Source organism: Dactylosporangium sucinum, assembly GCF_014647515.1.
Taxonomy (GTDB): domain Bacteria; phylum Actinomycetota; class Actinomycetes; order Mycobacteriales; family Micromonosporaceae; genus Dactylosporangium; species Dactylosporangium sucinum.
Genome location: NZ_BMPI01000068.1, coordinates 39,831 through 63,128, shown reverse-complemented (window position 1 = coordinate 63,128; position 23,298 = coordinate 39,831). Strand labels below are relative to the sequence as shown.

Below are 23,298 nucleotides of genomic sequence, written 5' to 3'. Positions count from 1 at the left end.
CCCGGCGGCAAGGTCCTCGCCCTGCGCATCCTGCCCGGCGTCGACGTCCTGGAGACCCGCTGGTCCGCGGCGAAGGTGCAGTTCGACAAGGCGAAGGTCAACGTCGTCGGGGTCGAGTTCACCGACGGCGACCCCGCGAAGACCAAGAAGATCGTCAACGACTACATCCAACGCTACGGCACCATCGACGGCGTCTGGATGGACGCCGGCGCGACCGCTGTGGCCGCCGTCGAGGCGTTCCAGGACGCCGGCAAGCCCGTCCCGCCGATCAACGGCGAGGACCAGCTCGACTTCCTCAAGCTGTGGAAGGACAAGAAGCTCACCGCCATCGCGCCGACCTACCCGACCTACCAGTGGCGCACCCCGATCATCGCCGCCCTGCGCGTCCTCAACGGCGAGCAGGTGTCCAGCCCGTGGAAGCTGCCCCAGCCCACGATCACCCAGGACAACCTCGACCAGTACGTCGACGCCGGCATGCCGCCGCTGCACTACGCCATGTGCGGCTGCACCGACCTGCCCGGCTACCCGCAGCGCTGGAAGTAGCCATGCCCGCCATCGGTGCCAACCCGTGGATCTGGTCCTCGCCGGTCGACGACGCCGCCCTCGCGGCGATCGTGCCGCGGCTCGCGGCGTGGGGCTTCGACGCCGTCGAGCTGCCGATCGAGCAGGTCGGCGACTGGGACCCGGCGCGCGCGAGCGACCTGCTCGCCGAGCACGGCCTGCGGGCCGCCGGAGTGTGCGCCGTGACCCCGCCGGGCCGGGACCTGGTGAACACCGATGCGGCGACGGTCGCGTCGACGCAGGCCTACCTCAAGGCCTGCGCCGACGCGGCGGCGGCCGTCGGCGCGCCCTGCGTCGGCGGCCCCGTCTACGCCGCCGTCGGGCGCACCTGGCGGATGACCGGTGCGGAGCGCCGCGACTGCTACGCGGCGTTCCGCGCCGCCCTGCTCCCCGTCGCCGAGCACGCCGGCGAGCGCGGGGTGAGCATCGGCGTCGAGGCGCTGAACCGCTACGAGACCAGCGTCGTCAACACCGTCGCGCAGACCGTCGAGCTCATCGACGGCCTGCCCGGCAACGTCGGCATCATGCTCGACACGTACCACATGAACATCGAGGAGGCCGACCCCTACGCCGCCGTCGCGGTGGCCGGGGAGCACATCAAGCACGTCCAGGTCAGCGGCACCGACCGCGGCGCGCCCGGCGCCGACCACCTCGACTGGCCCCGCTGGCTGGCCGCGCTGGCCGCGACCGGCTACGGGGGCGCCCTGTGCATCGAGTCGTTCACCGCCGAGAACGCGACGATCGCGACCGCGGCGTCGATCTGGCGCCCGCTCGCCCCGTCCCAGGACCGGCTGGCCCTCGACGGGCTGGCCTATCTGCGCCGCCTGCTGCCGGTCACCACAGCGTGACGGCGTCGAGCTCGCCGCAGCAGGAGCCCATCAGGCGGGCGGCGGTGCCGCCGGCGAACGCCTCCGCGACCGGCCCGCTCCCGATGTGGCGGTCTGGAACAGCGCCGCTCAGGACGGGAACTGGGCGGCCGCACCGACAGTGCCGTCAGCCCCCGCGGATCCGCTGAACCCGCACCCGTCCTGGACGCCGGGCGTCGACGGTGTCACCGCTCGGCCGTGCCGGGTTTCCCGCTGATGGACTCCTGATAGATGTCGGCGTAGGTGCGCGAGTCCTTGATCAGGTCGTCGCAGAAGGCGGCGACGTCGGTGCCGATGAGTTCCAGGACTCCCTTGCCGGCCGCGACACCCTCGTCGAAGAAGTCGACGATCCCGGCGAGCAGGTGCCCGTCGGACAGGTCGACCGGTCCGACCTTGAAGAGGTACCTCTGCATCTCCTTGTAGACGATCTGGTAGTCCGGCGGGAGCGCCTTGACCCGGTCCAGGTGCGCCCGCCACTGCCTCTTGCCCTCGATGATGTCCCGGATGCCCACGTCAGCCTCCCAGCCGGCCCAGTTTCCTTGCGACGTTGCTGTTCAACTGCTCGCGCCACCGGTCGCGATAGCTCCGAGCCCCTTCTTCGCCGGCCAGCGCCGCGCAGAAGCCCTTGATGTCGTCGCCCAGCACCTGCCGCATGCTCTGCCCATCCGCCGCTGCTTCTTCGAGCAGGCCCAGGGCGCCGTCGAGGATCGGCATCAGGTTGCGACCCGTGAAGCCCGAGTAGGGGGAGAGGTGAACCTTGATCTGTTCCCACGCCACCCGGTAGTCGCCCGGCAACGCCTCGGCCCGGGCTTCGAACGCCTTCCATTCCCTGGTGAGATCGCTGCCCGTCATGGTCTCCCAGAAGCTCATCCCTCGCCCTCCCTGAGCTTGTCGATGCGTGATGAGAGGTACTCCCATTTCGCCCAGAACGTCGCGAGTTGTTCCCGCCCCGCGTCGTTGAGCGCGTAGAACTTGCGCGGCGGGCCCATCCCGGATGGCCGTTTCGTCACCTGGACGAGCCCGTTCTTCTCCAGTCGCAGCAGGATGGTGTACACCGTCCCCTCGATGACGTCGGCGAAGCCGAGCTCGTTGAGCCGACGCGTGATCGCGTACCCGTAGGTCTCCTCGCTGCCGATGATCTCCAGCACGCAGCCCTCAAGCGTGCCCTTCAGCATCTCCGTCAGGTCGTCCATGGCCGGTCCTCTTCGATCCTCCCGGTACTGCGTATCACTGACTACCGGTATACGGTACCACCGAGTAGTGACTGATACCAGCGAGCGGCGTGCGCCAACTTCGCCCGTACCGCTGATCGGCGACCAGCTCCGGCCACCTGTGCCGGCTCCGGTGATCAGGTAGGGCTCGCCGGCGACGTGTCGCTTGAGGCATCGGATGGCTTCGCGGCGGGCGTAGCCGATACGGACGTCTGTGCTCGGCGGGTCGGGGTCGATCGGCTCGCCGGCGCGGAGTGCCGGGCCGCCACGGCCGGCCCGGGCCGCGGCCGGCCGGGGTGGGCACCCGCAGCTCAAGCTGCAGAGGCGATGCGGCTTACCTGGTTTGGGGCTGGGCTTTCGTCATAGCCCGGCCTGTGAGCTCACGGGCGCCGAGTCACGGGTGGTGCGGAGGTTCGGTTCGGTCGTCGTGCCCGAGCAGCCGACGTGTGGCTCCCGCTGCGAACTCGGACACGGTCGTCGGTTCGTCGCCCTGGTCGATCCTGCGGATGCATGCGTCGACGACGGCCTGGAGCACGGCGACGGTCAGCTCTGGCTGCGGATGGCCCAGTTCGCGCACGACCCGGGCGAGTGCCTCGTGCAGCGCGATGTGCAGCTTCTTCACCCGCTCCCGCGCCGACAGGGAGAGCGAGCCGCGCGAGAGCGCGGCTCGCCAGCCATGGGTGCCGCGGGCGGCCTGCTCGAGATTGGCCCTGACGTAGGCGATCACCTGCTCCTCGGGCGTGGTCTCGGCCGCGATGGCCTGCTCCACGGCGTCGATCCAGGCGGGGAACTCCCGGGTCACGACGAGTTCCAGCAGGTCTTCGATGGAGTCGAAGTAGCGGTAGATGCTGTTGCGGGCGATGCCGGCCCGCGCGGCGACCGCGCCGGCGGTGAGGGCCTCCACGCCGCCCTCGTTCAGGATTGCCTCGGTCGCGTCGATCAGCTGAGCGAGTCGCTGGGCCCGGTGCTCGCGGACACTGCCGGCTTCGATCTTGGGCATTCTCTCCACTCCGCCTCGGGCACTGCACTGTCTCGCGCAATCTACCCCTGCGTCCGGGATGCCGAGGAGGCCGTGCTAGCTTGACGAAACTTAGAGACACCCTGTCGCTAAGTTCCGTCCGTACCTGTGATCGAAGGCCCGCCGATGCAACCGACGAACTTCCGTACGCTCCGATGTCTTCTGGGATCGAGGAAACGTGCCGCCGTGGTGGTGGCGTTCTGGGTACTGATCGCGGGCCTCCTCGCCGGGGTCGCCCCGGCTCTGGAATCCGTCGAGGACAACGCCTCCGCCAACCTTCCGCCCGCCGCGTCCGATTCCATGAAGGCCCGCGACCTCGTCCGCGTGCAGCTTCCGGGCCAGGATGCGACGCCGGCGATCATCGTGGTGCGCGGAACGGGCGCCGACGCTGCGGCGAGCACCGGGGAAGCCGTCGCCCGTATCACCGCGGCCCTCTCGGCAACCGGCCGGCCCGACCAGGTCGCGAGCGTCATCTCCACGGTGACCGCTCCCGACGCCGCCGCCGAGTTGGTCTCGCAGGACCGCGGTGCCCAGCTGATCATCGTGCCCATGACCGGAAGCCCCTCGGACGAGTCCTTCCAGAACGCTGTCGACAAGGTGCGTACGCTCGCCTCCGACCGTGCGGGGCCCACCGACGTCGCCGTGACCGGCCCCGCCGGGATCGCCACCGACACCGTGAAGGTCTTCAGCGGCGGTGACAAGGTCCTGCTCCTGGCCACCATTGCGCTCGTCCTGGCCATCCTCCTGGCCACCTACCGCTCGCCGCTGATGGCGCTTGTGCCGCTCCTCGCCGTCGGCGTGGCGATGCGGGTGTCGGAAACGGTCGGCGCGCTCCTCGCGGACGCCGGAGTCATCACGGTCAGCTCCCAGACCGCCTCGATCATGACCGTGTTGCTGTTCGGGGTGGGCACGGACTACGCGCTGATCATCACCGCCCGCTACCGCGAGGCCCTGGTCGACGAGCCGGACCGTGCGCGCGCGATGCAGACCGCGGTGCACCGGACCGCCGAATCGGTCCTCGCCAGCGCCTCCACCATCGTGCTCGCCATGTTCGCCCTGCTCGTGGCCGCCTCCCCCGCGCTGCACGGCTTCGGGCCGTACCTCGCCCTCGGCGTGGCCGTCATGGCACTGGTGGCGTTCACCTTCATCCCCGCCCTGGTCCTCCTGTTGGGCAGGAGCGTCTTCTGGCCGGGGGGAGTGGTCAAGGCCGCCGAACGCAGTCGCGGCGCCGGCGTCTGGCACCGCGTCGCCGCTCTCGTCGCCCGGGCCCCGGTCCGGGTCGCCTCGGTCGTCGTCGCGCTGCTCGTGGTGATGAGCGCGGGACTGCTCGGCTACCAGGAGAGCTTCAACACCCTCAGCGGCTTCCGTACCGCCACCGAGTCGGAGCACGGGCAGCAACTCATCCAGGAGGAGTTCGGGCCCGGCGAGATCGCACCCAGCACCGTCGTCGTCCGTTCCCAGGCCGACCTGCGCTCCAGCCCCGCACCCGCTGACATCGCCGCCGCCCTCGCCGGCGCCGACCATGTCAGCCGGGTCGGGCAGCATCCCCGCTTCGGCGACGACGGCAAGACCGTCTTCTACGACGTCGTCCTCGACCTCGACCCGTACAGCTCCGAGGCGCTCGACGCGATCGCTCCGCTCAAGCAGGCCACGCGGGCCGCGGCCGACGCGGCCGGAGTGCAGGACGCCACGGTGCTCATCGGAGGGGAAACAGCGCAGAACGCCGACATCCGTTCCGCCCTCGACCGCGACACGACCCTCATCGTGCTCCTGGTCCTCGCCATCGTCACGGCGGTGCTCATCCTCCTGCTGCGCTCGCTTCTCGCACCGCTCTACCTGGTCGCGACCCTCATCCTGTCGTTCCTGGCCACCCTGGGCGCCACCACGTTCTTCACCGTGACCGTCCTCGGCGACGAAGGCATCGGCAACCGCGTCACCGCATACATCTTCGTCTTCCTCGTCGCGCTCGGCGTCGACTACAACATCTTCATCATGAGCCGGTTCAAACAGGAACTGCGCACCTTGCCCCCGGCCAAGGCCATCACCGCCGCCCTGACCCGCACCGGCGGCGTCGTCTCCTCCGCAGGTCTCATCCTCGCGGCAACCTTCGCCGTCCTGATGACCCAGCCGATCCGCGAACTGTTCCAGTTCGGCTTCGCCATGGCCTTCGGTATCCTGCTGGACACCTTCCTCATCCGGCCACTCCTGGTCCCCGCCATCGTCCGGCTACTCGGCGACCGTGCCCTGTGGCCCGCACGCCGGACGCGCCCCAGGACGCCTTCCACGCCCGCCGCCGAACCGTCTGCCGTGTAGACCGCCGAAACCGGCATCGGGACTGGGCGGCTGCTGCGCGCGTTCACCCGGATCGTGGTCGTCGAAGCGTTCGACGAAGCCCCGGCGCCGCACCTGGCGCCGGGGGTGCTACGCGACGGCGCCGACAGCCAGCTCACAGCGCCCGCATTCGCCCAGCCGGCGGTGGTCGATGCTGGTGCTGTCAACGTCGGCCTCGCGGATCATGCTCGGAACAGCTACCCTTAAACATATGTTGCAGGGTGAACGGCGAACGCTGCGTGCGGTGGCGCATCCGCTCCGGCTGCGGCTGTTGTCATTGCTGTCGGGCGAGCAGTTGAGTGCGTCGGAAATCGCACGCCGCCTCGGCGAGCGTCCGGCGAACGTCAGCTTTCATCTGCGGAAGCTGGAGCAGGCAGGGCTGGTCGAGGTCGTCGGCACGACACAGGTGCGCGGCGGGACGGCGAAGATCTACCGGCACAACCCCGCGTCGGGTGAGCAGCTTCGCACGAGTGCCGACTTCCGGCTGCTCGCGCAGGGCATGGGCCAGGAGCTGGCGAGACGCGCGCACGGCATCGCGGCGGAGGAGCCGCCCGTCTTCACTGACTTCGAGGGTTGGGTCGATCCCGCGACGGCCGAGCGCGTCGCCCGGCTCGCCCGCGAGATCGGCGCGTTGCTGCACGACGCGGCCGGACCCCATGGGCATGGCCGCGTGCGGCTCGCCACGTCCGTAGCGGTCTTCCGGCTCGCGGAGACCGAGCAGTGAGCCGGTCCTACCTCTCGACACTCGCCGCGCCCGGAGCCCTGCGGGTCTTCATCCCGTCCGCCCTGGGGCGGATGTCCTTCGCCATGGTGACGCTCAGCTGCATCGTCCTGGTTGCCGACCGCACGGACTCGTATGCGATCGCGGGAATCACGAGCGGGGCGCTCGGACTCGCCAACGTCATCGCTGCTCCGGCACGCGCGCGGTTGGTGGACCGCAGGGGGCAACGTTTCGGACTCCGCGTCCTCGCGATCGGATACGCCCTCGGCGCCATCGCGGTGCTTGTGGCGGCCACGCTCTCGGCCCCACCCGTGACACTGGTCCTTTGTGCGATCGCCGCCGGCGCGTCGGCGCCCCCGGTGGGCGCCGCAATGCGAATGCGGTGGCGGCTGCTCGTCACCCGTCCCGAGGACGTCACCCGCGCCTACAGCCTCGACGCCGTCAGCGAGGAGATCGTCTATACGCTCGGGCCGCTCGTCAGCGGCGTGGTCATGGCCCTCACCGTCCCTGAGACGGGCTTGGCGGCTTCCGCCGCGCTGGCCTTGGCGGGCTGCTTCCTCATGACCTCGACATCGACCCGTCCCCCGGCCGGGGCACCGCGCGACGCCGGCAGCGCCAAGCGCCTCGCCGTGCTCCGCGCCGGAGGATTCGTGCCAACCCTGATCGTTACTTCGGCGACCGGCGTGGTCGTCGGCAGCGTCGGCGTGATCGTCCCGGCGCAGACGGCCCCCCACGACACCCTCGCCGGCATCCTGCTGGGGGCGCTCGCCCTGGGCAGTGGGATCGGCGGCCTCGCCTATGGCGCACGCGCCTGGATCACCGGCCCGCGCATCAGGCTCATCCTGCTCACCGTCGCCATGACCGCCGCCTGCGCTCTGCTGGCCGCTGCGGGCCCGGTGGCTGTCCTCGGCGTCGGCCTCGTCGTCACCGGCCTCGCCCTGGCCCCGGCGATGGTCAGCGGATACCTGGTCGCCGACACCCTCACCGACGACCGCACCCGGCTCGAGGCGCACACCTGGGTCAACACCGCGGTCAACGCCGGCGCTGCCGCTGCCTCAGCCGTCGCGGGCATCGTCCTGGACCACAGCACCCCGGCATCGGCCTATCTCACCGGCGCCGTTGTCGCCGCAGCCCTGTTGACCCTCGGCGCCGTCGGTATCGGGCCGAAAGCTCGGTTCAAAATTCGTCGGCGCGCCGAAGCGGCTGATCCGGTGCGGTGATCGACACTCGGTCAGCTGCGCAGGTAAGTGAGGACGGCCGAGACCCGGCGATCCGAGTGCGGGTCGAGCGGCAGCTTGGCGAAGATGTTGCCGACGTGCTTGCGCACCGCCGCCTCGCTCACGAACAGCTTGCCGGCGATCGCGTGGTTGGTGTGGCCCTCGGCCATCAGCGCGAGAACCTCGCGTTCGCGTTCGGTGAGGCCCGCGAGCGGACCGTCGGCGTGCCGGAGGCCGACGAGTTGGCGGACAACCTCCGCGTCGATGACCGTGCCGCCCGCCGCGACCCGGTCGATGCTGTCGAGGAAGTCGCGTACGTGGCCGACCCGGTCCTTGAGCAGGTAGCCGATGCCCCCGCCGGGGGTTGAGTCGAGCAGCTCGCCGACGTAGGCGTCGGCGACATAGGCCGACAGCAACATGATCGCGATGCCGGGATGAGCGGCCCGGATGGTCGCCGCCGCCCGCAGTCCCTCGTCGGTGTGGGTGGGTGGCATGCGGATGTCGGTGACGACCAGGTCGGGGCGGCAGTTGCCCGCGTAGGTCAGCAGGGCCTGCGCGTCGGCGACGGCCGCGACGACCTCGTGCCCGGCGCGTTCGAGGATCCGCACCAGCCCTTCTCGGAGCAGGGCCGCGTCCTCGGCGACCACGATCCGCAGCGCCTTCGGCCGCGGCGTCAGCGGATCGGGCACGTCATCCTCACCTGGGTCGGGCCGCCGTCGGGGCTGGTGATGCGCAGGTCGCCGTCGAGGGCGTCGAGCCGGGCCCGCAGTCCGGCGAGGCCGGTGCCGGCCTGCGGGTCGGCGCCGCCCACGCCGTCGTCGACGACCGAGACGATCAGCGCGTCGTCGTCGGTCCACGCGTGCACCTGCGCCGATCGCGCCCGGGCGTGGCGGGCGACGTTGGTGAGGTTCTCGCTGACGAAGAAGTAGGCCGCGGCCTCGACCGCGGGCGGGAGCCTGCCGTTCAGGGCGAGATCGAGGTGGACCGGCACGGGCGACCGGCCGGCGATCTCGTGGACGGCCGCGGCGAGGCCGTGGTCGGTCAGCACCTGGGGGTGGATGCCGCGGATCGTGGTGCGCAGGTCGGCGAGGGCCTGCTCGGCCTGATGGTGCGCCTCGCGGACGAGGTCGAGGCCGGGGCCGTCGGGCAGGTCCAGCTCGGCGCTGCCCAGTGTCATGGTCAGCGCGACGAGGCGCTGCTGGACGCCGTCGTGGAGATCGCGCTCGATCCGGCGGCGCTCGGTCTCGAACGCGTCGACCAGCCCGCTTCTGGAGCGGCGCAGCTGCTGGACCGCCTCGGCCAGCCGGGCCTCGGGCGGGTCGAGCAGGTGCCGCACCAACGCCGCCTGGCCGCAGGCCAGCGCGGTGACCGCGTATGCCAGCAGGACCAGCGTGCCGAGTCCGGCGGCCACCGCGGCCCACGCCTCACCGGTGCTGTCGATCCGCCACCCGGCGACGTCGACCACGTCGTAACGGATCAGCACCGGAGCGAGCAGCAGCACGACCGGTGCCGACAGCATCACCACCACCACGGCGTCCACGACCCAGAACACCGTCGCCAGCAGGACCGTGACGCCCGCCTCCGGCCAGGACGCGCGGCCCTGGTCCCGGTCGCGCAGCGGAGATGGCCGGCCCACCGGCCGCCCGGGGAAGATCAACCGGAGCCGGCGCCGCTCACCCGCGGCGGCGAGGCGGGCGAGCGTCGGAACGCCGGCGAGCACGAACAGCCCCGCGACCACGACGATCGTGGCCACGCCCACGCTGAGCACCACGAGCAGGAGGATCAGCCAGACGAGGCCGATGGGCACGGTGCCGCCCACATACGCCAGCGAGCGCCACGGCCACGCCGACGCCAGGAACCGTGCGGGGCGTCCGCGTACAGCCGTCCAGGCGTCGCTCATACGCCAACCCTACGGATCACATCGGCCGCGCGCGGTAGCGTACGCGCTACCCCCGAAGTCGCGTCCAAGCCCGTGTGGCAGGCGGCGCCCGCGGGTGCACTGAGGGCATGCATCAGGCATCCTCGGCGGCCGTCACGCTCGACGGTCTCACCCGCACCTTTCGCTCGCGCGCCGGCTCGGTGCACGCACTGCGGAGCGTGACCCACGTGTTCCAGCGTGGCACGTTCACCGCGATCATGGGACCGTCCGGCTCGGGCAAGTCCACCCTGCTCCAGCTCGCCGCCGGCCTCGACCGGCCGACCGGCGGGCGGGTGACCATCGGCGACACCCGGCTCGACGAGCTGAACGAGACCGAGCTGACCCGCTTCCGGCGTACGTCGATGGCGTTCGTGTTCCAGTCCTACAACCTCCTCGACGCACTCACCGCGTTCGACAACGTCGCGCTGCCCGCCCGCCTGGCCGGACGCCGTGTCGACCCGGCCACCGTGCGGACCGCCCTGGCCCACGTCGGCCTCTCCGAGCACGCCCGGCGCCGGCCCTCGGAGCTGTCCGGCGGCCAGCAGCAGCGGGTCGCGATCGCCCGGGCGCTGCACGGCCGGCCCGACGTGCTGTTCGCCGACGAACCCACCGGCGCCCTCGATCGCGGCACCGGACGCGACGTGCTCGAACTCCTGCGGTCGCTGACCGACGGTGGCCAGAGCGTCGTCATGGTGACCCACGATCCGCTGGCCGCCTCGTACGCGGACGGTGTGCTGTTCCTCGCCGACGGGCAGATCGTCGGTCACCTCGCGCGCGCCGACGCCGGTCAGATCGCCGCGACGATGAACGACCTGGAGCGATGATGCGGGCCCCGACGATGCTGACCCTGGCCAGGCAGACCGTTCACAGCTCATGGCGCGGCTACTTGGGCGCCTTCGTCGCGTTGCTGTTCGGCGTCGTCCTGATCGCCGTCACCGTGACGCTCATCGGAAGCGTCGACGCCACCGGCGGCCGGCCCGGCGTCACCGCCGATCAGCGTGCGCAGCTCGACGACCTGGCCGCGATGTTCGGCATGATGTCGGCGATCTCGGCGTTCATGGCCCTCTTCGTGGTCGGCAGCACGTTCGGCTTCGTCGTGGCCGGCCGGCGGCGCGAGCTCGGCCTGCTGCGCCTGGTCGGCGCGACGCCCCGGCAGGTGCGCCGGCTCCTGCTGGGCGAGTCCGTCGTCGTCGCGGCCGCGGCCACCACGGTGGGCGGTCTGCTCGGCACGTCGCTGGGCCCGGTGGTGCTGTGGCTGGTGCGGGCCATCGGGATCACCACGCTCGACCTCCAGCCCCCGAGCCCGTGGATCGCCTGGACGGTCGCCGCACCCACCGGTGCGGTGGTCGCGCTCCTCGGAGCCTGGCGATCCTCGCGGCGGGCTGCCCGGATCACTCCCAGCGCCGCCCTGCGGGAGGCCGCGATCGAGCGAACCCGGCCCAGCATCGTCCAGTTCGCCGTCGCGGCGCTGTGCTTCGGCGGCCTGGTGGCCGCCGTCATCGTCGCCGCCGACCTGCCTCCGCTGTTCGCGCTGATCGCCTCCATCCTGCTGCCCGAGGTGGTCGTGATCGGCCTGATGAGCATCGGCCCCGCCGTCATCCCGCGGCTCGCCGCCCTGCTTGCCCGCCCGTGCATCAACCGGGACGTGACGGCCCGGATGGCCCGCGACGAGGTGCGCGCCGGCACCCGCGCCACCGCCGCGGTCGCCGCCCCGGTCGTGGCCATCTCCGCCATCGCCGGGTCGCTGCTGCTGGCCCTCAGCTTCACCGCCGATTGGACGACCGCGCAGGATCGGGCCCGGCTGCGCGCGCCGCTCGTCGTCGAGGCGGACAGCCCGGCCGCGGCCGCGTCGGTCGCATCCGACCAGACCGTCGCGATCGCCGACGCACGCCGGCAGGTCATGCTCCAACGCGACGACAACGGCCGCCCCGGCGAGCGCGACCAGGTCGAGATCATCGACCCCGCCACCGCCGTCGCCGCCCGGAGCCTGACCGCGACCCGCGGCACCCTCGGCAACTTCCACGGACGCAGTGTCGCGGTCACCACCACGTGGGTCACCGACGCCGGCATCGGCCTGGGCGGCACCATCACGGTGTGGATCGACGGCGACCGGGTCCCGCTGCGCGTCGTCGCCGTCATCCCCGACGCGCCCGACCTGTACGGCGACCTTGTCATCCCAGCCGACCTGCTGCCACCCGCCGCCGGCCGCGCGACCGGGACCATCTTCGTCGTCCCGCGCGCCGATACCGCCACGGCGCGCGACGCTCTCCGGCGCACGCTCGCCGGCACCGACAGCCGGATCCTCGACTCCGGCGACTGGATCGACGCCACCACAGCGCAGACCCGCCGGGCCAACAACCTCGGCCTCACCATCCTGCTCGGACCGGCCGGCGTCTACGCCGCCATCGCGATCGTCAACGCCACCCTCATCGGCGCCGCCCAGCGGCGCCGGCAACGCGACCTGGTCCAGCTCCTCGGCGCGAGCCCCGACCAGGTCCGGCGAGCCGCCATCTGGCAGGCCGCCCTCGTCTGCGGCACCGGCCTGCTCCTGGGCGGCGCCACCACCGTACTGCTGGGCTGGCTCGTACGCCGCGCCATCACGGCCGACCTGGCCGGCTTCGCCGTGCCCATCACCATCCCATGGCTCCCGCTGCTCGGCATCGGCGTCACCTGCCTGCTGCTCACCGTGGCGGCAGCAGCGGCCGGTATCCGTACCCGAAAGCCTCCGAGCCTTGCCGAGAACGCGGCCTGACCGACGGGAGCCGACCACCATGATCGATGCCCAAGCGACGAGCGTCGGGGACCGCGTGAGGAAGCGGGGTCTGACGGCGTTCCTGCTGATGTCGTTCGGTGTTGCCTGGGGCTGGGAAGCGGTGGCCCGCCTGCTGCTCGGCTGGTCGCTGGTGAACCTGCTGGTGCAGGTGCCGGCCGCGTTCGCGCCCGCGGCCGCGGCGCTGGTGGTCCGGCGTTGGGTCACCCGCGAGGGTTTCGCGGACGCCGGCTCCCGCCTGCGGCTGCGCTCCGCCTGGCGGTACTACCTGCTGGCTTGGCTGGGCCCGCTTGGCGTCGCCGTCGCGGTCGTCGGCGTCGCCGCGGCATCCGGGCGATGGGAGCCGTCCGTCCGTCCGATGGCGGACCTGGTTCCCGGCGTGCCCGTCTGGTCGGTGCCGCTGCTGCTCTGCGCGGTGGCTCCGATCGTCACCGTCGCCCTCTGGGGCGAGGAGTTCGGCTGGACCGGCTATCTGCTGCTGCGCATCTGCCCCGGCCGTCCGCGCCGTGCCGCGCTGGCAGCAGGCCTGATCGCGGCGGTCTGGCACTATCCGCTCGCGCTGTTCGGCTACGCCGAGTTCCGGCATCTGGCCCTGGGCCTGGTCGGATGGACGGCGTGGATCATGTGCCAGGAGGTCATCCTGGCCTGGCTGCGGGCCCGCAGCCGCAGCATCTGGCCGGCCTGCCTGGCACACGCCGGCAACAACTTCGTGCTGGCCCCGCTGACCACCGCGCTGCTGCTCGGCCCAGGCGGCTTCGGGCAGGAGGGCATTCAGCTGCTGGTGGTCCTGGTGCTGGCCGCACTCGCAGCCGGGCCGCTGGTGCGAGCCGGTCGGCAGGAATCCCGGGAGTGGGCGCCTTCGATCGGGACATCGCCGGGTTCGGGGCAGTAGGTGCCCGCCCCTCGCGGCTGCCGCCTCTCCCGAGCTGTCACCGTCGTCGCGTCGGACCGCACGCACCGACCGATCTGCCGTAGAGGCGGCGGGCGTTGCCGGCGCCGACCAGCGTGGCGATCCGCTCGGCGTCGGCCACGCTCACGCTGTCGTCGGCGCGCCAGGTGTCGAGCAGGCGCCGCAGGGCGTGGCGGAACCGGGCGGCGCCCACGAGGTACAACTCGGGCAGCAGGTAGGCGTCGGTGGAGAACAGCAGCTTGCCGAACGGCGCCAGCTCGAAGAACTCGGGCAGGACCGCGTCGCCGGCGTGGGTGACGGTGAGGCCGACGTCGACGTACACGTGCGGGTAGACCTGGGCGAGCCAGCCGGCGTTTCGGTGGTACGGGTAGCAGTGGAGCAGGACGACCGGCGCGGCCCGCGGGCCGAGCGCGGCGAGGAACGGCTGAGCGAGGGCCGGGTCGGCGCGGCGCAGCGCGAGACTGCGGTCGCCGAACCCGGTGTGCAGCTGCAGCGGCAGGCCGGTGCCGACGCCGGCCCACAGCACGTGGCCGAGCAGGACCGGGTCGGTGATCCGGCCGCGGCCGGCGCGCAGCCAGGCCTCCGCGGCCCGCTGGACGGCCCGCGGGGTGGGCCGCTCCGCGGGGACGGCGAGGCCGTGGCGGTAGGCGGCGACGGACTTCACGGCGGCGGCGGTGCGGATCCGGCCGGCGAGGGCGGCGGCGAAGGTGGTGGCGAACCCGGCGGCGCCGGTGTCGGCGGGCAGCGTCTCGGCGACGCGTTCGAGGCGGACGACCTCGCGGACGCGGGCGCCGGAGGCCGCGGCCAGGCCGGCGTCGCCGAGCAGGGCCGGGTCGTCGAGGCCGGTGTCGACGAGCAGCTCGGCGAGGCCGGCGGCGCGCAGCAGGGCCTCGGTCGCGGCCCGCCAGCCGAGCTCGGCGCGGCGGGCCAGGTAGTCGTCGGCGGACGCGTGGGCCGGCAGGCCGAGGGCGGGGGCGCACCAGCGGCGCACGGCGAGCCCGACCCGGCTGTCGAGGTAGGACACACCCGGCGGGGGCGGCAGGTCGGCCTCGGTGCAGGCGGTCTCGAACGCGGCGCGGTCGAGGTCGCGGGCCAGCACCCGGTGGCAGTGCCCGTCGATCAGTACCTCCATCGGGTCGCCTCGACGATCTCCTCCGGGGTCGCGCCGGCGAACCGGTCGGCCTCGGCGAGCCGGACCGCGCAGTACGCCTCCAGCAGCGGCGGGCCGAGCAGGCCGGCCAGCAGGTCGTCGGCGCGCAGTGCGGCGACGGCGACGGCGGCGGTCCCCGGCAGCCGTTCGGGGCGGCGGTCCTCCGGCAGCAGCGCCGGGTCGCCCGGCACCTCGGCCGGCAGGCGCAGGTCCTGCCCGCAGGAGGCGGCGACGATCTCGGTCACGGCGGCGACGACGAGGTACGGGTTGGCGGCGCCGTCGCAGCACTTGACCTCGACGTTGGCGGCCCGGTCCCGTTCGTCGGGGCTGCCGGTGACCAGCCGCAGGGCGGCCTCCCGGTTCTCGTGGCCCCAGCAGCGGTACGGCGCGGCCCAGCGCTGCGGCTCCAGCCGGAGCCGGCTGGCGACGCCGGGGGTGGCGAGCGCGGTGAGCGCCGGCAGCCGCCGCAGGAGCCCGGCCATGGCGGCCTCGCCCGCCGGGCGCAGCCCGTACGGCCCGCCTCCGCCGCTGAACAGCGCCTGCCCGTCGCGGCGGGCCGAGACGTGCAGGTGCTGGCCGTTGCCGACCTGGCCGGCGGTGACGACGGGGGCGAACGACGCCCGCAGGCCGTACCGCTGGGACACGGCCCGGACGGTCTGGCGGACCAGCACCGTCCGGTCGGCGGCGAGCACTGGGTCGGCGGCGGCGACGGACACCTCGAACTGGCCGGGGGAGTACTCCGGATGGATCTGGTCGACGGGCACGTCCTGCGCGTCGAGGGCCTGGAACAGCTCGTCGAGGTAGGCCGACACCTCGACGACACGGGTCATCCCGTAGGCGGGGCCGATCGCGGCCGGGTCGCCGCCGGCGGTGGCGAGGTACCACTCCACCTCGAACGCCATGCGCAGCTCGAAGCCGAGCGCGGCGGCCCGGGCGGCGGCGGTGCGGGCCAGCGTGCGCTGGCAGCACGGCCACGGCTCGCCGTCCTGGGTGCGCCGGTCGGCCGGCGCCCAGGCCCAGCCCGGCTGCGCGGCCAGGACGGCGACGCGGTCCAGGTCGGGGAACAGCCGCAGGTCCCCGGCCGGCCCGCCGACGTGTTCGCTGGTGGTGACCGAGTCGTCGACGAGGAACACGTCGAAGACCGGCGACATGCCGACCCCCCAGGCGGCCGCGTGGGCCAGCCGGCGGATCGGCACCGCCTTCACCCGGGTGACGCCGGCATTGTCGACCCAGGTGAGGGCGACCGCGTGGACGCCGCGTGCCGCCAGGTCGGCGGCGATCCGGTCGGACCGTGCGGCGTCATCCATCGGCGCGTCCTTCCCGGAACCGGGCGCCACCGGGGCCGGTTCACGCCAGCTACTTGGTCGTGTCACCCTCCCCGGTGTGCTCCTTCGCCACCTGGCTGCCCTTTTCGATCTTGTCGGTGTACTGCTGGCCGGTGCGCTGGTCGGCCTGCTGAGCGGCCTTGTCCAGCCCCTGGTCCACCTTGTCGTCGTGCTTGCCAAAGAGTTCCTTGGCCTTGTCCAGAAGCTTGCTCACGGCCGGACTCCTCTCGTCGTCAGGTCGATCAGTACCTACCCGCGCCGGACCCGCTAAACCGGGGGCCGCTCACTGGACCGTCCGCAGGCCGTCCGGTCTCGGTGCAAGTGCGGCGGCCTGCCAGGTGTCGCCACACCATGACCCAGTACCAGACCTCGGTTGCCCGCCGGAGTGCCCATGCGGGCAGGACGCGGAGCGACCGAAGACCACGGGGTCGCCCCTGCCGAAACGCCGCCCGAGCGTCTACTTTCGCGCGAAGGTCGCCCGCAAGCCGGCCGGGACCAGCAGCGCCTCCGGCCGCATGACGACCGCGTCCGCGTCGGCCACGGTGATGTCGTAGTCCCGCACCAGCGTGGCGACCGCGAGCACCAGCTGCAGCAGGCCGACCTGGTTGCCCAGGCAGATCCGGGGTCCGGCGCCGAAGGGCAGGTACGCGAACCGCGCGTGTGGCTGCTGCGTGCGGAGCCACCGGTCCGGGAGGAACCGCTCCGGCTCGTCCCACCACCGCGGATCGCGATGGATCAGGTAGACGGGCATCATCACCTGCTGGCCGGGCTGGAACGCCCATCGCCCGAGCGTGGTGTGGGTGCGAACCTCGCGCCCCATCAGCCACGTCGGGATGTACGCGCGCAGCAGCTCCTTGACGACCGCCTCGGTGAAGGGCAGGTCGTCGACGGTGACCGAGCGGCCCGCCTCCGGCACCAGTCCCTCGACCTCGAGGCCGATCCTGGCGGCGATCTCGGGCTCGCGGGCGAGGGTCAGCACCGCCCAGGCGAGGATGGTGCCCGGTACGCCGTGCGACGCCCGCAGCATCACCGAGATCGTCCGGTAGACGGTCTGTTCGTCCAGCGCTTCCCCGTCGTCGCTCAGCATGGTGTCGAGCAGGTCCCGCACCTTGTCGTGGGGCCGGGCGTGCCGCTGCCGGATGCGTTCGTGCAGCACCTCGGTGAGCCTCCGGTTCGCCGCCTTCGCCGACCGCACCCTGGACACCGGCAGCCAGCTCGGCAACGACAGGGAACTGGCCATCAGGACGGCCGAGTGCTCCGCCGCGTCGGTGACGGCCGGTGCCACCTCGTCGCTGTCGTCGCCGAGGCAGTAGTCGGTCGTGGCGCGGATGATGAAGGACTTCATCACCGCCGCCACGTCGACGGCACGCCCGAGCTCGCCGGCGAGCCGGGCGTGCAGTATCTCCACCAGGCGGTCGCTGTGCGCGTCGGCCGCCGCCCGGTTGACCCCCGGCCGGCTCTTCTTGCGGCCGGCCATGGCCGTCGGGGTCGCCCGCGCGTTCACCTCCGGCTCGGCGTCGTCGAACAGGGCGACCTCGATGCCGAAGTCCGTGTTCGTGCGGGCGAGGATCTCGTGGACGAGGACCGGGTCGGCCACGACGCTCGTCCGCGCGCTGAACGAGAACACGTCGCCGTAGTCGCGCTGGCACCGCTGGAGGAAGCCGATCCGGTCCCGCTCGTAGTCGTATCGATTGCCGACCAGACGCCGCCCCCGCGGCCCGGCCGGGTACTCGCCTATGGACATGCTGTGACCCCTCAGGCCGGGACGGACATGAGACACGCGGACCTGCGGCCCGCCGCGGACGCGGCGGCGAGCCGCCCCCGCGCGGTGGCCGCAGGCGCGCGGCCACCGCATTCAGAGGATCAGGGAATCCAGATGTACCGGCCGCCCATCCGGCCACGGTCCAGCCGCACCAGGCGGGCAAGACCCATCAGAGCAAGCTTCGCCACTGTGTTCACCTCCCCGTACACGATGTCGCCACTGGGTAACACCGTGGCATACGAGCCGAGCCCGAAGACCCATCGACATGTTCGGATCTGTTCGGATCCGTTCCGAACACCGGCCAGCCGGTTGATGCCGGGTGATCGGGCCGGTATCCATCGGACATGACCGGAACGACGCCGCCGCGGACCGAGGATCGCGGCACCTACCGCCGGGTGCTGTCCGAGCCGGTGTTCCGGCTGCTGTTCGCGACGAAGACGCTGACGATCGCGGCCGCGTCGCTGCGCATGTTCGCTCTCTCCACCCTCGTGTACGCGACCACGCGGTCGCCCTTGTGGGCCGCGATCGCGTTCGCGAGCGGGTTCCTGCCACAGCTCGCCGGCTCGATGCTGTTCGGCGCGGCGGCCGACCGGATACGCCCGCGCCCGCTCATCGTGGCGGGGTACGCGATCGAGTGTGCGGCCGCCGCCGTGCTCGCCGTGGTGCCGATGCCGGCCTGGGTCGCCATCGCGGGCGTGGCCGCCGTCGCCGTCGCCGCACCGGTCTTCAACGGCGCCGCGTCCCGCCTGGTGGCCGAGGTGCTGCCCGGCGACCTCTACGTCGTAGGGCGGTCGCTGTTCACGGCGGCGTCGTCCGCCGCACAGATCGGCGGGCTCCTCGCGGGCGGTATCGCGGTCGCGGTACTCGGCAGCCCGCAGCACGCGCTGCTCGTCGTCGCCGCGATCCACGGGCTCGCGGCGCTGCTGGCCGGGCTGCGACTGCCCGACCTGGCCGCGCCCGCGCCGGCCGAGGTGCGGGAGCGGTCGCTGCTGCGCAGCACCTGGTCCGGCCATCGCGCGCTCCTGGCCGATCCGCTGGTACGCCGCCTGCTGATCCTCCAATGGCTGCCCGCCGCCTGTGCCACCGCCGCGGAGGGGCTGCTCGTGCCGTACGCCGCCGACCGCGGCTTCCCGGCCGGCAGCGCCGGGTTGCTGCTCGGCTGCCTGCCGCTGGGCATGGGGATCGGCGACCTGGTCGTCAGCCGCGCGCTTCCGGCGCCCGTCCGCGAGCGCCTGGTCGCGCCCCTGATCGGCGTGATCGGCGTGACGTTGCTCGGTTTGTGGTTCGGCCCGGCGCTGCCGCTCACCGTCACCCTGCTCCTGTGGACCGGCGCCGGCCTGGCCTATGCGGTCGGCCTGCAGCGCCGCTTCCTGGCGGCGCTGCCGCCGGGCCGCCAGGGCCAGGCCTTCGGCCTGCTCGGCGCAGGAATGACCACGTCGCTGGGCATCACACCGGTCCTGTTCGGAGCGGCCGCGCTCACGGTCGGGACGGCGGCGGCGATGGCCCTCGCCGGTGCGGCCAGCCTGCTCTGCCTCGCACTCGTGCCGCGCAGGGGCGCCGAGCGCGGCACCTCCGGCTGACGCCGCCGGCCGCGGGGGTCTTCGCGCCGATCGCTGCCTAGCCGGGTGTACGGCGGATCGGCACCACCACAGGGCCGTGCTCGCTGTGCACCACGCGGACCCGGGCCCGGTAGTGCGTGGCGAGCAGTTCCTCCGTCAGCACGTCGGCCGGGGCGCCGGAGGCGACGACCGCGCCGCCGGCGAGCAGCACCATCCGGTCCGCGTACTCGCCGGCGATCGCGAGGTCGTGCATCGTCGCCAGGACCGTCAGCCCGCCGTCGCGGCGCAGCTGGTCCACCAGCTCCAGCACCTCCTGCTGGTGCCCGATGTCGAGCGCGGTGCCCGGCTCGTCCAGCAGCAGCAGGCTGGCGCCTTGGACGAGCGCCCGGGCCAGGAACACCCGCTGCCGTTCGCCGCCGGAAAGGGTGCCGAGCAGCCGGTCGGCGAAGCGGCCCAGGTCGAGCTGGTCCAGCACGTCGCCGACCGCGGCCACGTCGGCGGCGGACTCCCGGCCCAGCGGCGCGACGTACGGCGTGCGGCCGAGCAGCACGTAGTCGAACACGGCCATGCCGGGCGGGACGACCGGCGACTGCATGACGGTCGCGACGGTCCGGGCCCGAGCTCGTCGGGGCAGGCGGGCCACCGGCGTGCCGAACAGGGCGACCGATCCGGTGCTGGGCACCAGGCCGCCGACGGCGCGCAGGAGGGTCGACTTGCCGGCGCCGTTCGGCCCGATGATCGTGACCCATTCGCCGGCCTCGACGGTCAGGTCCACGCCGGCCAGGATGGCCGCGCCGTCCAGCGTCACCCGCAGGTCCCGTACCTCGACGGCGGTCATGCGTCCCGCGCTCCGCTCCGGCCGCACGCCGTCCGGACCGAGCCCATGGTGCCCGGCCTCCTCCGCCTCGCTCCGCACCCGGTCACAGCGCCGCCCGCCCCGAGGTGCGCAGGACGAGCACGAAGAACGGCGCGCCGAAGAACGCCGTGACCACGCCGATCGGGATCTCGGCAGGGCTGGCCGCGGTGCGGGCCACCAGGTCCGCGACGGTCAGGAACGCGCCGCCGAAGAGCATCGACAGCGGCAGGATCGCCCGGTAGCTGGCGCCGGCGAGCAACCGGACGGTGTGCGGCACGATGATGCCGACGAAGCCGATGAGGCCGGACACCGACACCGCCGCGGCGGTGGCCAGGCTGGCCGCGGCGAGCAGCACGTACCGCGACCGCTGCGGGTGCAGCCCGAGGCTCGCGGCCTCCTCGTCGCCGACCGAGAGCACGTCCAGCTCCCGGCGCAGGAGCAGGATCACCGCGGCGGTGACGCCCGCGTACGGCAGGACGACCAGCACGTCGGACCAGCCGGCGGTGGACAGGTGCCCGAGCAGCCAGGAGTACACCTCGCGGATCGCGTCGATGTTGCGCTGCATCACGTATGTCTGTGCGGCGGTCAGGAAGGCCGAGACCGCCACGCCGGCGAGGATCAGCGTGGTCGGCGAGCGTTCCCGGCCACTGCCGGCGCTGAGCAGGTAGGCCAGCAGCACCGCGGCGATCGCGCCGGCGAACGCGACCACCGGCGTGGTCAGCGGGACTCCGCCGAGCGCGCCGCCCTGCGCGGCGCCGCGGTACGCGATGAGGACGGTGACCGCCAGGCCGGCGCCGGCGGCCACGCCCAGCAGGCTCGGATCGGCCAGCGGATTGCGGAACACGCCCTGGAAGCAGCCGCCGGCCAGGGCCAGCATCGCGCCGACCAGCAGCCCGAGGACGACCCGGGGCAGCCGGATCTCGGTGACGATGGCGATCTCGCGCTCGTTGAGGCCGCTGTCCAGGTGGACGCCGGGCACCAGGTTCAGCAGCTCGGCGGCGACGCTGCCGGGCGGCAGGCTCACCGGGCCCAGTGCGACGCCGCCCACCAGCGCCACGAGCACCGCCAGCACGCCGGCCAGGACCCAGCGCGGGCGCAGCCGGCCGGCGGGCTGACGGCCGGGTCTCACGCCGGTACCTTGGCCACTGCCTCGACGATCGCCCGGAGCAGATCGACCACGCGCGGGCCCCAGCGGGACGCCACGTCGTCGTCCAGCGCGACGATCCGCCCCGTCTGCACCGCCGTGATGCCGGACCAGCCCGGGCGGGCGGCGACCGTCTCGGCCGACTGCTTGCAGCACTTCGTGTCGGCGAGGAACACCAGGTCCGGGTCGGCCTGGACCAGCACCTCGACGGAGAGCTGCGGATAGCCGCCCTTCGCGCCGCCGGGATCCGCCGCATCGGCCACGTTCTGCAGGCCCGCCATGGTGAACAGCGAGCCGACGAACGTGGTGCCGGTGACCGTGTACAGCGTCGGGTCGAGCTCGTAGTAGTACGTCGGCCTGCTCGAGCGCGGCGGCAGGTCCTTGATCAGCTTGTCGACGTCGTGGCGCATGCGTCCGACCAGGTCGGTGGCCTCGGCGCCGTGGCCCGTGAGCCGGCCCAGCTCGTCGATCTGCCGGTACGTGTCGTCGAGCGTGACGGCCGCCGGTGCCAGGTAGACCGGGATCTTGAACTTGGCGAGCTGGTCGACGACCTTGTTGGCGTCGGTGGTCAGCACCACCAGGTCCGGGTTCTTGGCCGCGATCGCCTCGGCGTTCGGCTGGAACCCGGACAGCTGCGACCTCGGCGCCTCGGCCGGATAGTCGGAGTTGTCGTCGACCGCCGTCACCTGCGCGCCGGCGCCGATCGCGAAGAGCATCTCGGTGGTGCTCGGCGACAGCGACACGATCTTCGCCGGACGTTGCTCCAGCGTGACGTTGCCCACCGTCACCGGATACGCGGCGGCGCCGGTGGAGCCGGGCTGCGGGGTGTCGTCCGCGCCGTCGGCGCAGGCACCGAGCGCGAGTGCGATGGCGACCAGGGTGGCGCCGACGGTCACGGGCGTGCGTCTGCTCATCTGTCCTCCTGTCGGTCGAGGAGTCGGTGCTTCGCCGACAGGGGTGACGAACAAGGCCCCGCCCGCAAGGCGCCCTTCCTCGAGAGCGCGGTTCGCGACCGTCCCCGGCAGGCGACCTGGCTAGTCCCCGGCCGTACCGGACCGGGGCATCACAGTTGCGGGACAGCGCCGGTGTCGCACCGGTTTCGCTGCGGGTGGTCGCCTGCACGGTAGTACATCGACGCCGGTCAGGGGCGGGTCGGGGATGGCCTCGTCGATGCGCGGCGACCCCGTCGACGCCTGGAAGCCGGAGTACCTGGCCCCCGGGCGTCGCGTGAACGGGCCGCCAGCGGGTAGGTGACAGGCATGAAGATCGGTGTGATCGGCGCCGGCAAGATCGGCTCAACGCTGGCCCACCTGTACACCGCGGCCGGCGACAACGTCGCCATCGCGAACTCCCGAAGCCCGGACACCCTGCGCGACCTCGAGCATCAGCTCGGCCGTCACGCACACGCCGTCACCGCCGAGGAGGCGGCCCGCTACGGCGACGTGGTCATCGTCGCCGTGCCGTTCGGCCATTACCGGGACCTGCCCGCCGAGGCTCTGGCCGGCCGGACGGTGATCGACGCGACCAACTACGACCCGGAACGCGACGGGCACGATGACGAGCTGGAGCACGGCGACGTGACCAGCAGCGAGCTCATCCAGCGGCACCTCGCCGGCGCGCACGTGGTCAAGGCGTTCAACGCGATGCGCTGGGACCACCTGCGCGACCACGGCCGATCGGCCGGGGCGAACGCCCGGTACGGCATTCCCGTCTCCGGCGACGATCCGGACGCCAAGTGGCAGGTCTTCGACCTCGTCGAGCAGATCGGCTACGAACCGGTCGACGCCGGCGCGCTCGCCGAGGGCGGCCGCAAGCACCAGCCCGGCACGGAGGTCTACACCGCGGACCTGTGGGCCGACACCCTGCGCGCCCGCATCGGCATCGAGGGCACCTGAGCATGGCCGGTCGCACCCTTCCCGCCGGGTCGTGGACGAGAGCGAACGGAGCCGGCCCGGGCGCCGCTGGCCCGGGCCGGACTC

The 23,298-nt window shown here is 72.8% G+C and carries 23 protein-coding genes; 10 read left to right on the top strand and 13 right to left on the bottom strand.

Going from position 1 to position 23,298, the window contains the following annotated elements; translation table 11 throughout:
* Together IEZ31_RS44745 and IEZ31_RS44740 are read left to right on the top strand one after the other, a co-directional pair.
* Positions 1 to 543 (top strand): substrate-binding domain-containing protein (locus IEZ31_RS44745; RefSeq protein WP_190256236.1); only part of this gene is annotated, 543 nt, incomplete at its 5' end.
* A gap of 2 nt (positions 544 to 545) precedes the next feature.
* Positions 546 to 1,409, top strand: coding sequence for a sugar phosphate isomerase/epimerase family protein (locus IEZ31_RS44740; RefSeq protein WP_190256235.1), 864 nt, complete (start codon positions 546 to 548; stop codon positions 1,407 to 1,409).
* Positions 1,410 to 1,612: 203 nt separating this feature from the next.
* Here the strand turns inward: IEZ31_RS44740 and IEZ31_RS44735 are convergent, their stop codons facing one another.
* From IEZ31_RS44735 to IEZ31_RS44720, 4 genes are all read right to left on the bottom strand, one after another.
* The gene (locus IEZ31_RS44735; RefSeq protein ID WP_190256234.1) at positions 1,613 to 1,939 is read right to left on the bottom strand and encodes a DUF1048 domain-containing protein; all 327 of its coding nucleotides are present in this window, start codon (positions 1,937 to 1,939) and stop codon (positions 1,613 to 1,615) included.
* A gap of 1 nt (position 1,940) precedes the next feature.
* Complete coding sequence (locus IEZ31_RS44730; protein WP_190256233.1) at positions 1,941 to 2,297, bottom strand: DUF1048 domain-containing protein; 357 nt, start codon at positions 2,295 to 2,297, stop codon at positions 1,941 to 1,943.
* Positions 2,294 to 2,620 carry a PadR family transcriptional regulator gene (locus IEZ31_RS44725; protein ID WP_190256232.1) on the bottom strand — a complete coding sequence of 109 codons (327 nt, stop codon included), beginning with the start codon at positions 2,618 to 2,620 and terminating at the stop codon, positions 2,294 to 2,296. Before IEZ31_RS44725 ends, IEZ31_RS44730 begins: the two co-directional genes overlap by 4 nt.
* A gap of 412 nt (positions 2,621 to 3,032) precedes the next feature.
* Positions 3,033 to 3,638 (bottom strand): TetR/AcrR family transcriptional regulator, encoded by a 606-nt coding sequence (locus tag IEZ31_RS44720; protein WP_190256231.1) that lies wholly within the window; start codon positions 3,636 to 3,638, stop codon positions 3,033 to 3,035.
* A 204-nt stretch (positions 3,639 to 3,842) separates the two neighbouring features.
* On the opposite strand from IEZ31_RS44720, the gene IEZ31_RS44715 reads away from it, so the two are divergent.
* The 3 genes from IEZ31_RS44715 to IEZ31_RS44705 all read left to right on the top strand — a co-directional run bounded on the left by IEZ31_RS44715 (position 3,843) and on the right by IEZ31_RS44705 (position 7,928).
* Entirely contained in the window at positions 3,843 to 5,969 is a 2,127-nt protein-coding gene (locus IEZ31_RS44715) for an MMPL family transporter (RefSeq protein WP_229836809.1), read from the top strand.
* Positions 5,970 to 6,198: 229 nt separating this feature from the next.
* Positions 6,199 to 6,711: a winged helix-turn-helix domain-containing protein gene (locus IEZ31_RS44710; RefSeq protein ID WP_190256229.1), complete on the top strand. Its 513-nt coding sequence runs from the start codon at positions 6,199 to 6,201 to the stop codon at positions 6,709 to 6,711.
* Positions 6,712 to 6,794: 83 nt separating this feature from the next.
* Positions 6,795 to 7,928, top strand: a complete 1,134-nt coding sequence (locus IEZ31_RS44705; protein WP_229836807.1) for an MFS transporter — start codon at positions 6,795 to 6,797, stop codon at positions 7,926 to 7,928.
* Between the two features lie 11 nt (positions 7,929 to 7,939).
* Here the strand turns inward: IEZ31_RS44705 and IEZ31_RS44700 are convergent, their stop codons facing one another.
* Together IEZ31_RS44700 and IEZ31_RS44695 are read right to left on the bottom strand one after the other, a co-directional pair.
* The gene (locus IEZ31_RS44700) at positions 7,940 to 8,581 is read right to left on the bottom strand and encodes a response regulator transcription factor (protein WP_229836811.1); all 642 of its coding nucleotides are present in this window, start codon (positions 8,579 to 8,581) and stop codon (positions 7,940 to 7,942) included.
* 17 nt (positions 8,582 to 8,598) lie between these two features.
* Positions 8,599 to 9,825, bottom strand: coding sequence for a sensor histidine kinase (locus IEZ31_RS44695; protein WP_190256227.1), 1,227 nt, complete (start codon positions 9,823 to 9,825; stop codon positions 8,599 to 8,601).
* 107 nt (positions 9,826 to 9,932) lie between these two features.
* Here IEZ31_RS44695 and IEZ31_RS44690 point away from each other — a divergent pair, with 107 nt between their 5' ends.
* Genes IEZ31_RS44690 through IEZ31_RS44680 form a run of 3 tightly spaced genes read left to right on the top strand, consistent with a single transcriptional unit; the run spans position 9,933 to position 13,505 of the window.
* Positions 9,933 to 10,667: an ABC transporter ATP-binding protein gene (locus IEZ31_RS44690; protein WP_190256226.1), complete on the top strand. Its 735-nt coding sequence runs from the start codon at positions 9,933 to 9,935 to the stop codon at positions 10,665 to 10,667.
* Positions 10,664 to 12,595: an FtsX-like permease family protein gene (locus IEZ31_RS44685; RefSeq protein ID WP_190256225.1), complete on the top strand. Its 1,932-nt coding sequence runs from the start codon at positions 10,664 to 10,666 to the stop codon at positions 12,593 to 12,595. The genes IEZ31_RS44690 and IEZ31_RS44685 overlap by 4 nt, the downstream gene beginning before the upstream one ends.
* 55 nt (positions 12,596 to 12,650) lie before the next feature.
* Positions 12,651 to 13,505: a CPBP family intramembrane glutamic endopeptidase gene (locus tag IEZ31_RS44680; RefSeq protein WP_229836805.1), complete on the top strand. Its 855-nt coding sequence runs from the start codon at positions 12,651 to 12,653 to the stop codon at positions 13,503 to 13,505.
* Positions 13,506 to 13,542: 37 nt separating this feature from the next.
* Here IEZ31_RS44680 and IEZ31_RS44675 read toward each other — a convergent pair whose 3' ends face one another.
* The 4 genes from IEZ31_RS44675 to IEZ31_RS44660 form a co-directional block, all read right to left on the bottom strand.
* Positions 13,543 to 14,655, bottom strand: a complete 1,113-nt coding sequence (locus IEZ31_RS44675) for an amidohydrolase family protein (RefSeq protein ID WP_190256224.1) — start codon at positions 14,653 to 14,655, stop codon at positions 13,543 to 13,545.
* Positions 14,643 to 15,980: a type I glutamate--ammonia ligase gene (locus IEZ31_RS44670; RefSeq protein WP_190256223.1), complete on the bottom strand. Its 1,338-nt coding sequence runs from the start codon at positions 15,978 to 15,980 to the stop codon at positions 14,643 to 14,645. Before IEZ31_RS44670 ends, IEZ31_RS44675 begins: the two co-directional genes overlap by 13 nt.
* A gap of 49 nt (positions 15,981 to 16,029) precedes the next feature.
* Positions 16,030 to 16,212 carry an antitoxin gene (locus IEZ31_RS44665; RefSeq protein WP_190256222.1) on the bottom strand — a complete coding sequence of 61 codons (183 nt, stop codon included), beginning with the start codon at positions 16,210 to 16,212 and terminating at the stop codon, positions 16,030 to 16,032.
* 243 nt (positions 16,213 to 16,455) lie between these two features.
* On the bottom strand, positions 16,456 to 17,742 hold the full coding sequence (locus IEZ31_RS44660) for a cytochrome P450 (protein ID WP_190256221.1): 1,287 nt from the start codon (positions 17,740 to 17,742) through the stop codon (positions 16,456 to 16,458).
* Between the two features lie 362 nt (positions 17,743 to 18,104).
* Between IEZ31_RS44660 and IEZ31_RS44655 the strand changes: the two genes are divergently transcribed.
* On the top strand, positions 18,105 to 19,340 hold the full coding sequence (locus IEZ31_RS44655) for an MFS transporter (protein WP_190256220.1): 1,236 nt from the start codon (positions 18,105 to 18,107) through the stop codon (positions 19,338 to 19,340).
* A gap of 37 nt (positions 19,341 to 19,377) precedes the next feature.
* Here IEZ31_RS44655 and IEZ31_RS44650 read toward each other — a convergent pair whose 3' ends face one another.
* From IEZ31_RS44650 to IEZ31_RS44640, 3 genes are all read right to left on the bottom strand, one after another.
* Positions 19,378 to 20,157, bottom strand: a complete 780-nt coding sequence (locus tag IEZ31_RS44650; RefSeq protein WP_190256219.1) for an ABC transporter ATP-binding protein — start codon at positions 20,155 to 20,157, stop codon at positions 19,378 to 19,380.
* An 82-nt stretch (positions 20,158 to 20,239) separates the two neighbouring features.
* A complete protein-coding gene (locus IEZ31_RS44645) occupies positions 20,240 to 21,304 on the bottom strand; it encodes a FecCD family ABC transporter permease (RefSeq protein WP_229836804.1) in 1,065 nt (354 codons plus the stop codon).
* Entirely contained in the window at positions 21,301 to 22,233 is a 933-nt protein-coding gene (locus IEZ31_RS44640; RefSeq protein ID WP_190256218.1) for an ABC transporter substrate-binding protein, read from the bottom strand. The genes IEZ31_RS44645 and IEZ31_RS44640 overlap by 4 nt, the downstream gene beginning before the upstream one ends.
* A gap of 345 nt (positions 22,234 to 22,578) precedes the next feature.
* Between IEZ31_RS44640 and IEZ31_RS44635 the strand changes: the two genes are divergently transcribed.
* On the top strand, positions 22,579 to 23,214 hold the full coding sequence (locus IEZ31_RS44635) for an NADPH-dependent F420 reductase (RefSeq protein ID WP_190256217.1): 636 nt from the start codon (positions 22,579 to 22,581) through the stop codon (positions 23,212 to 23,214).
* Positions 23,215 to 23,298: the final 84 nt, after the last annotated feature.

Bases quoted from the DNA above. Each gene is read 5' to 3' on its own strand.
- IEZ31_RS44650 (WP_190256219.1), bottom strand. From the start codon at position 20,157: ATGACCGCCGTCGAGGTACGGGACCTGCGGGTGACGCTGGACGGCGCG.
- IEZ31_RS44640 (WP_190256218.1), bottom strand. From the start codon at position 22,233: ATGAGCAGACGCACGCCCGTGACCGTCGGCGCCACCCTGGTCGCCATC.
- IEZ31_RS44655 (WP_190256220.1), top strand. From the start codon at position 18,105: ATGACCGGAACGACGCCGCCGCGGACCGAGGATCGCGGCACCTACCGC.
- IEZ31_RS44730 (WP_190256233.1), bottom strand. From the start codon at position 2,297: ATGAGCTTCTGGGAGACCATGACGGGCAGCGATCTCACCAGGGAATGG.
- IEZ31_RS44675 (WP_190256224.1), bottom strand. From the start codon at position 14,655: ATGGAGGTACTGATCGACGGGCACTGCCACCGGGTGCTGGCCCGCGAC.
- IEZ31_RS44660 (WP_190256221.1), bottom strand. From the start codon at position 17,742: ATGTCCATAGGCGAGTACCCGGCCGGGCCGCGGGGGCGGCGTCTGGTC.
- IEZ31_RS44695 (WP_190256227.1), bottom strand. From the start codon at position 9,825: ATGAGCGACGCCTGGACGGCTGTACGCGGACGCCCCGCACGGTTCCTG.
- IEZ31_RS44725 (WP_190256232.1), bottom strand. From the start codon at position 2,620: ATGGACGACCTGACGGAGATGCTGAAGGGCACGCTTGAGGGCTGCGTG.
- IEZ31_RS44690 (WP_190256226.1), top strand. From the start codon at position 9,933: ATGCATCAGGCATCCTCGGCGGCCGTCACGCTCGACGGTCTCACCCGC.
- IEZ31_RS44705 (WP_229836807.1), top strand. From the start codon at position 6,795: ATGGTGACGCTCAGCTGCATCGTCCTGGTTGCCGACCGCACGGACTCG.
- IEZ31_RS44710 (WP_190256229.1), top strand. From the start codon at position 6,199: ATGTTGCAGGGTGAACGGCGAACGCTGCGTGCGGTGGCGCATCCGCTC.
- IEZ31_RS44685 (WP_190256225.1), top strand. From the start codon at position 10,664: ATGATGCGGGCCCCGACGATGCTGACCCTGGCCAGGCAGACCGTTCAC.
- IEZ31_RS44740 (WP_190256235.1), top strand. From the start codon at position 546: ATGCCCGCCATCGGTGCCAACCCGTGGATCTGGTCCTCGCCGGTCGAC.
- IEZ31_RS44670 (WP_190256223.1), bottom strand. From the start codon at position 15,980: ATGGATGACGCCGCACGGTCCGACCGGATCGCCGCCGACCTGGCGGCA.
- IEZ31_RS44635 (WP_190256217.1), top strand. From the start codon at position 22,579: ATGAAGATCGGTGTGATCGGCGCCGGCAAGATCGGCTCAACGCTGGCC.
- IEZ31_RS44720 (WP_190256231.1), bottom strand. From the start codon at position 3,638: ATGCCCAAGATCGAAGCCGGCAGTGTCCGCGAGCACCGGGCCCAGCGA.